Raw genomic sequence first — 13,540 nt, 5'->3', positions numbered from 1 at the left:
AAGAGAAGGAGCCGTCTTCGAGGGCGACGCCGTGAGTCCCGGCGTGCCGCAGTGGCTCACCGTCCTGGCCTGGCTCAGCTTGGCCGTCGCATTCGTCAGCGCTGCCGTGATCGCGGCCGACATCTACGTGAGGGGCCACCGGCTCAAGATGCCCGTCATGGAGGCGGTCTGGCCGGTGACGGCGCTCTACTTTGGCCCGGTGGGCCTATGGGGGTATTGGAGGTTCGGGCGCCCGACCAGCAGGCGCTGGCTCGAGCGCAGGGGCCGCAAGCACCCGCCCGAGAAGCCCGAGTGGGCTACTGTCGCCGTCGGGGTCAGCCACTGCGGTGCGGGGTGCACGCTGGGGGACATCGTCGCCGAAACCCTGGTCTTCGTCCTCGGGTTCAGCATCGCCGGGGCGTCGCTGTGGAGCGAATACATCGGGGACTACATCCTCGCTGTCGCCCTTGGCCTTGCCTTCCAGTACTTCGCGATTGCCCCGATGCGGGGCCTCGGCATGAGGGAGGGGATCATCGCCGCGGCCAAGGCAGACGTCCTGTCCCTGACGGCGTTCGAGGTCGGCCTATTCGGGTGGATGGCCCTCATGTCCTTCGTGTTCTTCCCGGGGCCCCATCTCCACCCCGACTCGCCGGTCTACTGGTTCCTCATGCAGATCGGCATGGTGATCGGTTTCGCCACGGCCTGGCCCGCCAACGTCTGGCTGATCCGCAGGGGCGTCAAGGAGGCCATGTGAGCGGCGAGCGTCTGGAGGGGCTAGGGCGTGTCTGACAAATTCGGGTGTTTGCTCTGAAATCGTTGAGGGCGTGTCTCGGTTCCAGTTGCTCTCCGATGCCCAGTGGTCGCTGATCGAAGATCTGCTGCCTCGTCCGACGGGGCGGAAGGGGCGCCCGTTCGCCGATGCCCGGTCGATGGTCGAGGGGATCGTGTACCGGTACCGGTGCGGGATCGCCTGGCGTGACCTGCCGGAGGTGTTCGGCCCGTGGCAGACGGTGTGGACGTGGCACCGGCGCCTGGCCGGGGACGGGACCTGGGACCGGGTCCTGTCCCGTCTGACGGCGGCCGCGGACGCGGCCGGGAAGATCGACTGGAGCCTGTCCGTGGACTCTACGATCGCCCGCGCCCACCAGCACGCGACCAACATCGCCCGCACCACAGGGGGCTTCGTCGAACTACACGAATCCGGCCGCGGAGCCGCCTGACCATTCGGTCGGGCGCTCACGCGGGGGCCTCACCACCAAGATCCACCAGCTCGTCGACGGGCACGGCCTGCCCCTGGTGACCGCCTGCACCCCCGGGCAGGCCGCCGATTCCCCGATGCTCCTGCCGCTCCTGGAGGCCTTGAAGGTGGTGCGCATCGGCGGCGGCCGACCCCGGACCGTTCCGGATGCGCTGCGCGGGGACAAGGCCTACTCATCCCGAGCGATCCGCACCCACCTGCGCACCAGGGACATCAAGGCCGTCATCCCCGAGCCCGATGACCAGAAGGGCAACCGCAAACGCCGCGGCTCACGAGGCGGCAGGCCACCGGCCTTCGACGCCGCCGACTACCGCAACCGCAACGTCGTCGAACGCCGCTTCTGCCACCTCAAGCAATGGCGAGGGCTGGCCACCCGCTACGACAAGCTCGCAATCGTCTACCGCGCCGCCGTTGTCCTCAACGCGACGATCGCATGGCTGCGACATTTATCAGACACGCCCTAGGCCCAGAAGGGACTCAGAGGCCGAGGATCAGGAGCGTCTCAGGTGCGGGCTCGCCGGCTGCGGCGGAGAAGTCGTCCATAGCCGCGAGGATCGCTGCCCGTTCGTTCCTGTCCAGGCGCTCAAGGATTTCGCCAATCGCCTGACGGCGTCTTTCAGTAGCCTCTTCGACTATTGCAGCGCCCTTTGGCTGAAGCGCGATGAGGACTTCCCGCCGGCTGTCCGGGCTTGGCTGCCGGGCCACGAGACCGGCGTCCTCCATGCGATCGAGGAAGCGGCTGAAGGTGGAGGGGACACTGCCGAGCTTGGCAGCGAGGATGCCGATGGGGACCGGGCCCGAGCTCGCCAAGACCACCAAGACCCGGAACTGCGGGAGTGTGACGGATTCGAGGGCCTCGGCGACAGACCGCGCGACGACGCCGAGCAGCGCGCGTGAGGCTCGCAGGACTGATTCGACCTCGTCGTAGGCCCCGCTGCCCTGTGCCTGACGGCCCGTAGGTGACATAAAGGCCCCCTTCCCTGCTATGGTCTTCTACAAACGTGTGCATCGTGCAAATATTGTCACTTTACAGCTTAGGAGCTTTTCCTGTGCCGTCTGCCGCCGTCCGCGGTTCCAGAATCAGAGCTCTCGGCCGGGGCGTGGGTGAGCGGCTCGGGGTAGGGTCGCTGCCGCTTGTACTCCTTTCCGTGATCGTGGGCCTCGGCGCCGGCCTTGCCGCTGTCGCATTCCGCTGGCTCATCGTCGGAGCCACCCAACTGTTCTCGGGTGCCGCTGACTATGCCGGGACCCAAGGCCATCCCGCGAACCACTGGGTCCCCTGGCTCGGTCCGGCGTTCGTGATCTTCGCCCCCGCAGTAGGCGGCCTGATCTATGGACCGCTCGTCCACTTCTTTGCCCGCGAGGCGAGGGGCCACGGCGTCCCGGAGGTGATGTACGCCGTCGCCCGCAAGGGAGGGCGGATCAAGGGACGCGTCGCCGTCGTCAAGGCGCTCGCCTCGGCGCTCACCATCGGATCGGGCGGGTCGGTGGGCCGCGAGGGGCCGATCGTACAGATCGGCTCGGCGCTGGGCTCACGCCTCGGCACGCTGGCTGGCTCCTCGGAAGCTCAGCTGCGCACCCTTGTGGCCTGCGGGGCCGCCGGTGGCATCGCCGCGACCTTCAACGCCCCGATCGCTGGCGTGTTCTTCGCGCTCGAGTTGATCCTGCGGGACTTCGCCGCGCGCTCGTTCGCCGCCGTCATGCTCTCCTCGATCGCCGCTTCCGTGGTCGGACGCGCGCTGTTGGGCAACTACCCCTTCCTGCAACTGCCGGCGTTCACGGTCTCGAACCCCGCCGAGATGCTCCTGTTCGCCCTGCTCGGCCTCGTGGCTGGGGGGATCGGAGTCCTCTTCTCGAAGATCCTCTACGCGGTCGAGGACGTATGCGACTGGCTCTGGCGCGGACCCGAGTGGCTTCGCCCCGCACTGGGCGGACTGCTCCTGGGGTGCCTGCTCCTGGCCCTGCCGCAGATGTACGGCGTCGGTTACCCGGTGCTCGAGAACAGCGTCCTGGGCCACTACGCGCTCGGCTTCCTCCTGGTCCTGGGGGCGGCGAAGATCCTCGCCACAAGCCTGACCATCGGGGTCGGCGGCTCCGGGGGAGTCTTCGCGCCCTCCCTCTTCGTCGGGGCGACCGCGGGAGCGGCGTTCGGCCAGGCCGTCGCACTCCTGTTCCCGTCGTTGGCCGGAGACGCGGGGGCGTTCGCCTTGGTCGGCATGGGCGCGGTGTTCGCCGGCTCGACCAGGGCGGCGATCACCGCAGGCCTGATCATCTTCGAGCTCAGTGGTGAGTACTCGCTCATCCTCCCGCTCCTCCTTGCCGTCCTGGTCGCCACAGCCCTGTCCGCCCTGATCAGCGGCGACACCATCTACACCCGCAAGCTGCTCCGTCGGGGCGTCGACATCTCCGCACCCGCAAGGGGCAGGGCGGTGCTCGAGGGGCACACCGTCGCCCAGGCCATGGGGGAGGCTCCGCAGCCGGTGGTCGAAACCCTCTCGGCGCGGGAGGCCGGCAGGCGGCTCCTCGAGGCAAACGGTGCACTCCCGGTGGTCGACGCGATGGGCAGGCTCACCGGCGTCATCACTCCCGCCACGCTTGCCGCCGGCCTCGAGAACGAGGACGACGCCGACCGCCTTACCGTCGGGGCGCTTGCTCAGGCCGCGGCTGCCCTGGGGCGTGACGAAGGACTCGAATCCGCCGTCGAGGCGGTCTTGGCCGCAGGGGAGACGGATGGTCTCCCAGTGATCGATACCGACGGGCACCTGTGCGGATGGCTCAGCACCGAGCACGTCCTGCACCGGCTCGTCGCCGCTTCGTGAGGAGCTCCCTATGACCCGTCCTTTCCCAGAAAAGCCTCTTCTACATCATGTAGAGTGGCCCGCGATGGCTTCCAAGGCACCTGCTTCGGTCCAGCGCCCGGCTCCTTCAGGGGGCCACCTCTGGTGGAGCGCAATCATCCCTTCGGCAATCGCACTCGCAACGGCGCTCATGCTCGGTGCGGCGCCCTACCGTGAGCTGAGCCGCGACTTCCCGGGGATCGGCACGGCCGTCGCCAGTACCCTCCTCCACGTGGTCGCGTGGGCGGCCTCGGCCCTGTGCGTCGGGGGCCTGTTCCAGGCCGCGTTCCTCCGGGGACGTCCGGGGGAGCTGCGCGCGCCCCGGGCCGACCCCGCGGACGCACGGCTCGTGACGTGGTCGTCAGCCGTGTGGCTCGTAACCTCCCTTGCCCTCATCGCCGTCGACGGCGCGGACTCGAACGGCTATGCCGTCACCCATGTCTTCGACCCCGGTGCGTTCACCTACCTCATCCAGGCCTCCTACCTCCCGGGTGCCTGGATCGTCACGAGCCTGTGCGCTCTCGCAGTCCTCGTAGGGCTCCGCCTGGCGCGGCACTGGGCCGCCGGCCTCGCGCTGCTGGTGATCGCGTTCGCGGGCGTCCTCGGTCCCGTGCTCGTCACCCAGGTGCTCGTTGGCCCGAACCATGACTTCGGCAGCGACGCCGCCATCTACGCAGTCCCGGCCGAAACCGTGTTCTTCGGCGTGACGGCAGTCCTGACGCACCGACTCCTGAAGCGCAAGGCGATCTGGGGCCAGACGATCCAGCGCTACCGGCGCGTCGCGGCGGTCTGCTGGGGAATGATGGCGCTCTTCGGCGGCGTTGAGGCCTGGTTCTTCCTCGACGGGTCCGCGCCCTTTGCGAGCGCCACGGGTTGGCTCCTGACCGCGTGGTTCGTCCTCTTGGCGGCTCTCGGGGCACTGCAGCTGCGTCTGCGAGGGCTGCCGGGCGCAGACGTGCGCGAGGCGCGGGCGAGGATGCGCCACACGGGCGTTGTCGCCGTCGTCCTCATGGCCGCGATGGGCGGGCTCGAAATCGCGATGTCCCGCGTCCCGCCGCCCAACTACTTCGCGCCGACGTCGATCATGCAGCTGTTCTTCGGCTACGACGTGAACGCGACCCCCACGCTAGCGGTGCTGGCCTTCGACTGGCGCCTCAACACGTTCTTCTTCGTCATGTCCGTCCTGGGGTCGGGGCTGTACCTCTTCGCCGTCGCGCGCCTGCGTCGACGCGGGGATCATTGGCCGCTGGGGCGCACGATCGCGTGGCTTCTGGGTTGGCTCGCCGTGGTGCTGACGACTTCGTCTGGCCTCGGCAAATATGCTGACGCCTCGTTCAGCCTCCACATGATCCTGCATATGAGCCTGAACATGCTCTGCCCGGTGCTGCTGGTCCTCGGCGGCCCGTTCACGCTTGCGCTTCGGGCCACGACGGCGGCCGCGCCGGGCCGCGCTCCGGGTCCCCACGAGTGGGTCAAGGCAATCCTGCACTGGCCACTGCTCCAGCACCTGAACAATCCGCTGTGGGTCTTCGTGGAGTTCATCGGCTCGTACTACGTGCTGTACTTCACCCCGATCTTCGAGCAGGCGATGCGCTACCACTGGGCCCATCAGCTGTTCAATGTGCACCTCCTGATCGTGGGCTACCTCTTCTACAGCCTCGTGATCGGCGTCGACAAGCCGCCGCGTCCGATACCCCATCTCGGCAAGCTCGGCCTCGTGCTCGCGGCGATGCCGTTCCACGCGTTCTTCGGCGTGATCGTCATGACGAGCACGAGCGTGATCGCCCAGGAGTTCTACCAGTGGCTCACCCGCCCGTGGTGGCCCGACCTGCACTCCGACCAGTACACCGGCGGCGGCATCGCCTGGGCCGCGGGCGAACTGCCGCTGCTCGTCGTCGTCTTCGCGCTCCTCACCCAGTGGGCGCGGCAGGACCGCCGCGAGACGAAGCGCCTCGACCGGCACCTCGACTCGGGGCTCGACGAGAGTTTCGAGGCGTACAACGAAATGCTCGGGCAACTGTCCGAGCGCCGCTATTCGAGTCCCTTGGAGGAGCGCCCGTGACGCAAGCAGCTACTCCCATCGAGGTGGCAACGGAACCGCTCGAGCTCAACATCTCAGGGATGACGTGCGCGGCCTGCGCAGCCAGGATCGAGCGCAAGCTCAACAAGCTCGACGGCGTCCATGCAGTGGTGAACTTCGCCACGGAGCGCGCCGTCGTCCACGGCATCGAACCTGCCGGCGCGGCCGAGGCAATCCGGGTCGTTGAGAAGGCCGGTTACGGCGCCGCTGTGCGGGAAGCGGACGACGACGTGTGGTCGGCTCGCGCTGCCGAGACCCGGATCAGCTCGCTCCGCCGCCGCCTGGCCGTCGCGACCATCCTCACGATCCCCCTGTGCGACCTCACGATCCTCCTCGCCCTCGTCCCCGGTTGGCGCTTCCCTGACTGGGAGCTCGTCTGCGTCCTCTTGGCGATCCCGATCGTGGCGTGGGCTGCATGGCCGTTCCACCGAGCGACGCTGCGTGGCCTCGCCCGAGGATCCCTCAGCATGGACACCCTTGTCTCCCTCGGGAGCCTTGCTTCCTTCGGCTGGGCTGTCGTGACGCTCGTCATCGGCTCCTCTGGCCCGGGCTATTGGCTCGGCTTCGGAGTCACGCCACAAGGCGCCGACGCGATCTACCTCGACGTCGCTGCAGGGATGATCACCTTCCAGCTCGGAGGACGCTACTTCGAGGCCCGCTCCCGAAGGCGCGCCGGGGACGTCCTGAACGCTCTCGCGTCCCTCGCGGTGCGCGAGGTTCGGGTGCTGCGTGAGGGCCTTGAACACATTGTCCCGGTGGGTGAGCTGCGCGTCGGGGAGACATTCGTCGTGCGTCCAGGCGAGCGTCTCGCCGCCGACGGCACCGTGTTGGACGGCGCCTCCGGCATCGATACGAGCCCTATGACGGGGGAATCGGTTCCGGTGGAGGTGCGGGCTGGTTCCGAGGTCATCGGGGGGACGGTCAACCTCACCGGGCGCCTCGAGATCCGTGCCGAGGCGGTAGGTCCAAAAGGACGCCTCGCGCAGATGGCCGCCCTCGCGGAGGAGGCCCAGCGGCGCAAGGCCCGCATCCAGACTCTCGCGGACCGCGTCTCGCAGTACTTCATCCCGGCCGTCATCGTCGTGGCCATCCTTGTCATGATCTCGTGGCTGCTCCTCGGCGCCGCTCCGCGCGATGCGTTCGGGACCGGCGTCGCCGTCCTCATCATCGCGTGCCCTTGTGCGCTCGGTCTCGCGACTCCGACGGCGCTCATGGTCGGCGTCGGTCGCGGCGGCCAGCTCGGGATCCTGATCAAGGGCCAGGACGCGCTCGAGGCGAGCGGGGCGATCGACACGGTGGTCTTCGACAAGACGGGGACCCTCACGACCGGGGCGATGCGCGTGGCCGGCCTCGAGCCGCTTGGGTCGACCGACGCCGAGCTCCTGCGGTGGGCTGGCGCCGTCGAGTCCGGCTCAGAGCACACGATCGCGAAGGCGATCGCCGAGGCGGCGCGTGCCGCACTCGGGGATCTTCCGCGCGCCAGCCGTTTCGCAGCCCTTCCCGGACTCGGTGCCTGGGGCGAGGTCGACGGCGCGGCCGTGACCGTCGGCGGTCCGCGCCTGTTCGCCCATGAGGGGCTCGCTGTCCCGAGCGAGGCTGTTGCCGCCGTCGAACGCTTCCACACCCAAGGTGCCACGGCTGTCCTGGTCGCCGTTGACGCCGTGGTGCGGGGCGTCATCGCCCTCACCGACGAGGTGAAGCCTTCTGCAGCGACCGCGGTCGAGCGGCTCGGCTCGCTTGGCCTCCACAGCATCCTCCTCACGGGTGATGCCGAGGCACCAGCCCGCGCCGCCGCTGCGGCGACGGGCATCGAAGACGTGGTCTCGGGAGTGCTGCCTGCGGAGAAGGCTGAGGCGATCGCCAGGCTCCAGGCGCAAGGGCACCGGGTTGCGATGGTCGGGGACGGGATCAACGACGCAGCTGCCCTCGCCACCGCAGAGCTCGGCCTCGCCATGGTCCGTGGCACCGATATCGCCATGAAGTCAGCCGACATCATTCTGGTGCGCGATGACCTCGGCTCGGTCGTCGACGCCATCCTGCTTTCGCGCCGCACCCTGCGCACCATCCGGCTCAACCTCGTATGGGCGTTCGGCTACAACATCGCGGCGATCCCAATCGCTGCCCTCGGCCTCCTCAACCCGCTCATCGCTGCGGCGGCCATGGCGCTCTCCTCGGTGCTCGTGGTCTCCAACAGCCTCCGGCTGCGCAACTTCGAACCCGCTTCTCGGGACTACTCGCGCAGAGTGGTCGAGTACGGAGTGGGCGAGACGATGGCTCGTGAGGCCGTCTAGTGCTGTGCCGTGAGGAGCGACAGCACGAACGTCACGGCGCTTGGCTCGCGTGGGGATCGGGCACAGACCGGGTTCGCTGCGATGAGCCCAGAGCGCGGCGGAGGAGCTCGGCGTCCTCGTCCCGGAGATGGCCGGCGAAATGCAGGAGCGCGGCGCCGCGGTCCTGGCTGTCGGTCAGCACGGTCAGCATGTTCGCCGCGACGAAGCTCGGCTCGGGCTGTGCTGGGGCGAAGCGGGCAGTGCCGTCGTCCGCAGAAGTCCGAACCACGTGGCCCTTGGCACGGAGCCGCTCGAGGACCGTCAGGACGGTCGTGAGCGCCGGGACCTCGCCCTGTTCGAATCGTCCCAGCACGTCACGGGCGCTCAGGGCCCCGTCGGCTTCCCAGAGGGCACGCATTACGATTCCCTCCAGTTGCCCCCGCGGGCGACGATCTCTCAAGCTCCACCTCCGGCCAACGATCCTACCGGTCGGGCATGCCCGCGTCCGACCGGCATCCACTGCCCGAATGGCGCCGGCGGGAAGGACATCCTCTTGACGGGCAACATCGTTCTGCAGTGGCTGGTCACCGTCCTGGCAGCCGCCGTCGTGGCGTTCTACGTTCCGGACCTCAGCCAGAGGCATGGGCCGCGTACCCGCCTCAACGCCGTCCTCCACCTCGTGATGGCGGCGGGGATGACTGCGATGGTCTGGCCGTTCGGGATGGCGATCCCGGCTCTCGTGGGTGCCCTCGTCTTCGCCGGCGCGGCCGCGGTCTACGGATACCAGATCCTCGTCCCTGAGCCCCACCGCTCCTCGTCGGGACTTGAGAGCCATCATCATCGCGGCGTCCTGCTGTGGTACCACCTCCTGATGATGGTCGCGATGGCGTGGATGTATGTGGCGATGGGCCTCTCGATGGCCTCGATGAAGGCCCCTCGGCCCAGTGCCATGGCCATGCCCATGCCCATGCACATGTCTGCAGGGGCCGAACCTGCCATGCCCATGAACCCTGCTCCTGGCACTGGGATGTCCCGAGTGCTCTCGGGGTGGCCGGCCCTGGCCTCGTGGGTTTGCCTCCTGCTGTTCGTCGTGGCGCTCGTCGTGTTCGCTGGGCTCCTTCTGAGGTCCGTGGCTCGCCGCGGATCGGGGCAGAGCGCTAGCGAACGACGGCGCACTGCGGCATCTGTTTGCATGGCGGCGGTCATGCTGATGGGCTTCGGGCTCCTGGTCCTGCCCTGAAGGACCAATTGGTTTCCCCGCACAGCTGAGCGGGAAGCAGCACATTGGTCTCGTTCAGGAGGATGTGGATGTTGGACCAGCTACTGATCACCCCGGCCCAGGCGCTCCAAGTCGCCGTCGCGACTGCGGCGATCTACTGGGTCTTCGTCGTGCTCGTCCGCATCCTCGGCCAAGGCCCTCTCGCGCGCGTGTCCAGCTCCGATCTCGCCAGCGCCGTCGCCTTGGGGGCCGTGATTGGACGCGCCGCCCTCGGACGCACTCCCAACCTTGCCGGGGGCGTTGTGGCGCTCTTGACCCTTTTCGCGATGCAGGCGATGGCGGGCCAGCTCCAACGCGTGAGCCGCTCGCGGAAGCTGCTCGACAGCCCGCCGCTGCTCCTCATGGCCGGAGCAGAAATACTCCATGGGAACCTCAAACGCTGTCACATGGTCGAAGACGAACTGTGGCCCCGCCTTCGCCTTGCGGGCATCGGGAGTCCGTCCGAAGTGGCCTGCGTCATCCTTGAACCCACCGGCGAGATCAGTGTCATCCGGCGCGGCACCCACCTCGATCGGGAGATGATGCAGAACGTTCGCGGAATTGAGCACCTCGAGGCGCTCTTCGACGTCGGGGGCGGTTCGTGAGGCTCGTCGGAGACGACGGCGAGGACGCGACTCCATTGTCGGGGGAGCGCTACGCCTTTGAAAGGCGGAAATGATGCGAGCCGCCGGCTGCCAGCAGAGCCTCCTCGTTTCCCACGCGGAGGCGTATGGGTGAGGCGTCACCCGGAGCCGAGACCAGGGAGAGCCTGCCGTGTTCGAGGCGGATGTCGAGCAACTGGTCGCGGTAGCGCACCCTGAAGGCCACGGAACGAAGCTCGCGTGGCAGCTGCGGGGCAAAGACGAGGGCATCAGCGGTGAGGCGGAGGCCCGCGAAGCTGCGTTGGACCACGTCGATCGTTCCCGCCATGGCGCCCAAGTGGACGCCCGCACGTGTTGTGCCGCCCTGTGTGTCGTCGAGGTCGGCGTCCAGCGCCTCTCTGAAGGTCTCCCAGGCCCTCTCTGGATCCATGCTCGCAAGGACCGAAGCGTGTGCGACTCGGCTGAGGGTCGAGCCGTGCGCAGTGCGGCTGAGGTAGTAGTCAACGCTGCGAGCAAGCTGTTCGGGCGTCGCCGAGTATCCGAGCCGGTCAAGGAGCGTGATCAGCTCATCCCGGCCGAAGAGGTACAGAAGCATGAGGGCGTCGGCTTGCTTGGAGAGCTTGTAGCGATTGGTGCTGTCGCCTTCTGCCTCGAGGATCAGGTCCAGACGCTCGATGTTGTGGTACTTGTCCCGGTAGGCGTCCCAGTCGAGTTCCTCGAGGTCCCCATAGCCGGCGAACTGGCTGATGATCCCTTCGTCGTGGAAGGGGATGGCCATTCGGCGGCTCAGGTGTTCCCACTGTCCCTGCTCTTCGGGACGGATCCTCAGGCGCTCAATCAGGCTTTCCCGATCGTGCCCCTGCACGAGTTCGGGGATGCGGCACGCCGTATGGCAGACCCATGCGCTCATCGCATTGGTGTACGCGTTGTCGTCGATGCCCTCGGCCTGGCGGTCGGGGTAGCCGGTGTGATACTCATCCGGCCCCATCAGCCCGCGCAGGTGGAAGCGGTCCTCCTCGACGTCGTACTCGGCCAGGGCCACGAACAGCCGAGCGACCTCGATCACCAGTTCTGCCCCCTGCTGGAGCAGCCAGTACCTGTCTCGGGTGGCCTCGAAGTACTGCCACGCATTGAAGGCGATTCCCAGGCCCACGTGGCGTTGCAGCCGGGAGCGGTCGGGCAGCCAATGTCCCGACCGCGGATTGAAGATCCACTGCGGGGTTTCCTCCCGGCCGTCGCTCCCGCTCTGCCATGGGAACAGCGCGCCCTTGAGGCCTTGCGCTGCTGCGGCTGCCCGGGCCGCGGGAAGGCGACGCCAGCGGTAGGCGATGAGCGAGCGGGCGACGGCGGGAATCCGCGACGTGATGAGCGGCAGCACGAACAGCTCGTCCCAGAAGACGTGCCCCCGGTAGCCTTCGCCGTGCAGTCCCCGGGCGGGTACGCCGACGTCCAAGTCGGCGACGCACGGGGCCAAGACCTGCAGGACATGGAACACGTGCAGGTTCACCACGAGCTGCACGTGGGTTGCTGCGTCGACGCGCACGGTGAACAGCGGAAGCAGCCTCTTCCACACCGCCGAGTGCTCTGTGAGAAGCTCCCCGAAGGCCCGCTCGGAGCGCTCGAGGGCGGCAAGCGCAGCCGTCTTCGGCGAGGAGATGGCGCGGTCCCGCGAGGTTGCGAATGCGACCGTCTTGGCGATGCGCGCCGGCCTGCCCTCGAGCAGCTCGAGAGTGAATTCATGGAAGTGCAGGCCGCCGATGCGCCCCGTGGCTCCTGGGTGGCCGCCTGCTCCTTCAAGGACCGTCCGCATCGCGGTGGCAATGCGGACCTTGCTCTGGATGGTCTCCGCCTCTGCTGTAAGAACGTTCGCGTGCGCGCTCTCGCCCTCGTCCAGTGCGGTGACGTCAACGAGGTGGCGACGGGCCAGCAGGGAGTCCTCGAAGACGTTCTCGTTGCTCACGTCCAAGTCCAAGCCGCTTCGGACTGTCGCCTTCCCGCTCCACCCCTCAGCCGTGACTGTGGTCTCAAGGGCCATGAGGTGGGGGTCTGCCATGGACACGAAACGGCGCTGGAGCACGCGTAGCCGATGGCCGTCGTCGTCTGTCAGAACGGCCTCTCTGGTGAGCAGTGCCCGGCGTAAGTCCAGAACGCGGCGCTCCGAAATGAGCGTCAGGCCGCCTTGTGACCACCAGTTCCCGCCGCGGATGCTGAGGTCGAGGTGGATCCAGTTAGGCCCGTTGACCATGTGCTCGTCTTCAGTCTCGTGGCCTTCAACCAGATTCACCACCCGGTTGTACACGCCGCTCAGATACGTGCCCGGGTAGCCAATGCCGCCTCTGCCGCTCTCCGCCGCTGCTCCTCGAACGCCCACATACCCGTTGGACAGAGTGGTGAGTGCCTCCCTATGCCCCTCGTGGCCCGGGTCGGTGCCCTCGTAGACGAGCAGCCAAGGGTCGGCTATGACGAGCCCGAGATCGAGCTCGCCGACATCGTCGAGGACGACGTCGGCCCCGGCCTTCTCGAGCTCGGTTCGGCGGCCGCCCCGGTCGATCCCTACGACGAGTCCAAAACCGCCGCGGTGCGCCGCCTCGACGCCCGCGGCGGAGTCTTCGATGACGACGGCGCGTCCACTCTCCAGCCCCAGGCGCCTGGCCGCTTCGAGGAACGTATCAGGGCGGGGCTTGCCGGGAAGGCGAAGGCGGGCGGCCTCGACCCCATCGATCACGACGTCGAACGCGCCTTGAAGGTGCGCCGCCTTCAGAACCGCCTCCGCGTTGCGGCTCGCTGTCGCGAGCGCAACGGGCACATGGCCGGCGTGAAGGCGGCTGAGCAGTTGCGCCGTCCCTTCGAACACTTCGACGCCTCCGGCTTCGAGGCGCTTCTTGAAGAGCTGATCCTTGAGCGCGCCGAGGCCGAAGGCGCTCCAGCTCCCGGGCGCATCGTCTGCGCTCCCGCGGGCTATCGAGATGCCCCGGGACCCGAGGAAAGCCAGAACACCTTCCTCGCGAGGGCGCCCATCGACAAAACGGAGGTAGTCACCCCGGCTGAAGGATTGGGCGCCGTCGCCGTCTGCGGCTCTCGGATCGTTCAGGACGGAGTCGAACAGTTCCCGCCACGCGGCCTCGTGCACGACCGCCGTGTCGGTGACAACGCCGTCGAGGTCGAAGACAACCGCGTCGAACGGCGGCCGGGCGGCGTCCCACGTTGGCGAGCGGGTCATGGCCAACTTGTACCAGCGATTGAACCCTGCTGCCAG

The 13,540-nt window shown here is 68.0% G+C and carries 10 protein-coding genes; 7 read left to right on the top strand and 3 right to left on the bottom strand.

Translation table 11 applies throughout. The features are described from left to right. Positions 1 to 31: 31 nt before the first annotated feature. Together LK10_RS06525 and LK10_RS21235 are read left to right on the top strand one after the other, a co-directional pair. The gene (locus tag LK10_RS06525; protein WP_156144066.1) at positions 32 to 733 is read left to right on the top strand and encodes a DUF4396 domain-containing protein; all 702 of its coding nucleotides are present in this window, start codon (positions 32 to 34) and stop codon (positions 731 to 733) included. Between the two features lie 70 nt (positions 734 to 803). Continuing rightward, positions 804 to 1,701 (top strand): IS5 family transposase gene (locus LK10_RS21235; protein WP_156144065.1). Its coding sequence is split into 2 segments (ribosomal slippage): positions 804 to 1,154 and positions 1,156 to 1,701, totalling 897 coding nucleotides; the frame shifts between segments, so codons are not numbered across the junction. A gap of 13 nt (positions 1,702 to 1,714) precedes the next feature. Here the strand turns inward: LK10_RS21235 and LK10_RS06510 are convergent. Beyond that, positions 1,715 to 2,203: a MarR family winged helix-turn-helix transcriptional regulator gene (locus LK10_RS06510; protein ID WP_043121303.1), complete on the bottom strand. Its 489-nt coding sequence runs from the start codon at positions 2,201 to 2,203 to the stop codon at positions 1,715 to 1,717. 83 nt (positions 2,204 to 2,286) lie between these two features. Between LK10_RS06510 and LK10_RS06505 the strand changes: the two genes are divergently transcribed. The 3 genes from LK10_RS06505 to LK10_RS06495 all read left to right on the top strand — a co-directional run bounded on the left by LK10_RS06505 (position 2,287) and on the right by LK10_RS06495 (position 8,445). After that, positions 2,287 to 4,056 (top strand): chloride channel protein, encoded by a 1,770-nt coding sequence (locus LK10_RS06505; RefSeq protein ID WP_197061871.1) that lies wholly within the window; start codon positions 2,287 to 2,289, stop codon positions 4,054 to 4,056. 64 nt (positions 4,057 to 4,120) lie between these two features. Continuing rightward, positions 4,121 to 6,136 carry a cytochrome c oxidase assembly protein gene (locus LK10_RS06500; protein WP_052207033.1) on the top strand — a complete coding sequence of 672 codons (2,016 nt, stop codon included), beginning with the start codon at positions 4,121 to 4,123 and terminating at the stop codon, positions 6,134 to 6,136. Further along, positions 6,133 to 8,445: a heavy metal translocating P-type ATPase gene (locus LK10_RS06495; RefSeq protein WP_269429489.1), complete on the top strand. Its 2,313-nt coding sequence runs from the start codon at positions 6,133 to 6,135 to the stop codon at positions 8,443 to 8,445. The genes LK10_RS06500 and LK10_RS06495 overlap by 4 nt, the downstream gene beginning before the upstream one ends. A 31-nt stretch (positions 8,446 to 8,476) precedes the next feature. Here the strand turns inward: LK10_RS06495 and LK10_RS22565 are convergent, their stop codons facing one another. After that, a complete protein-coding gene (locus LK10_RS22565) occupies positions 8,477 to 9,067 on the bottom strand; it encodes a BlaI/MecI/CopY family transcriptional regulator (protein WP_081998332.1) in 591 nt (196 codons plus the stop codon). Between LK10_RS22565 and LK10_RS06485 the strand changes: the two genes are divergently transcribed. Next, positions 8,978 to 9,664, top strand: a complete 687-nt coding sequence (locus LK10_RS06485) for a DUF5134 domain-containing protein (protein ID WP_043121300.1) — start codon at positions 8,978 to 8,980, stop codon at positions 9,662 to 9,664. The genes LK10_RS22565 and LK10_RS06485 overlap by 90 nt on opposite strands. Before the next feature lie 68 nt (positions 9,665 to 9,732). Next, positions 9,733 to 10,287: a DUF421 domain-containing protein gene (locus tag LK10_RS06480; RefSeq protein ID WP_043121299.1), complete on the top strand. Its 555-nt coding sequence runs from the start codon at positions 9,733 to 9,735 to the stop codon at positions 10,285 to 10,287. A gap of 49 nt (positions 10,288 to 10,336) precedes the next feature. Here the strand turns inward: LK10_RS06480 and LK10_RS06475 are convergent, their stop codons facing one another. Beyond that, positions 10,337 to 13,504: an HAD-IA family hydrolase gene (locus LK10_RS06475; protein WP_043121295.1), complete on the bottom strand. Its 3,168-nt coding sequence runs from the start codon at positions 13,502 to 13,504 to the stop codon at positions 10,337 to 10,339. Positions 13,505 to 13,540: the final 36 nt, after the last annotated feature.

This window comes from Sinomonas humi (assembly GCF_000802235.1).
Taxonomy (GTDB): domain Bacteria; phylum Actinomycetota; class Actinomycetes; order Actinomycetales; family Micrococcaceae; genus Sinomonas; species Sinomonas humi.
This window is presented reverse-complemented; position numbering and strand designations above follow the sequence as displayed.

Coding starts and splice junctions, on each gene's coding strand:
- LK10_RS22565 (WP_081998332.1), bottom strand. CDS start 9,067: ATGCCTCTGGCTGAGGTCCGGAACGTAGAACGCCACGACGGCGGCTGC.
- LK10_RS06500 (WP_052207033.1), top strand. CDS start 4,121: ATGGCTTCCAAGGCACCTGCTTCGGTCCAGCGCCCGGCTCCTTCAGGG.
- LK10_RS06510 (WP_043121303.1), bottom strand. CDS start 2,203: ATGTCACCTACGGGCCGTCAGGCACAGGGCAGCGGGGCCTACGACGAG.
- LK10_RS06480 (WP_043121299.1), top strand. CDS start 9,733: ATGTTGGACCAGCTACTGATCACCCCGGCCCAGGCGCTCCAAGTCGCC.
- LK10_RS06475 (WP_043121295.1), bottom strand. CDS start 13,504: ATGACCCGCTCGCCAACGTGGGACGCCGCCCGGCCGCCGTTCGACGCG.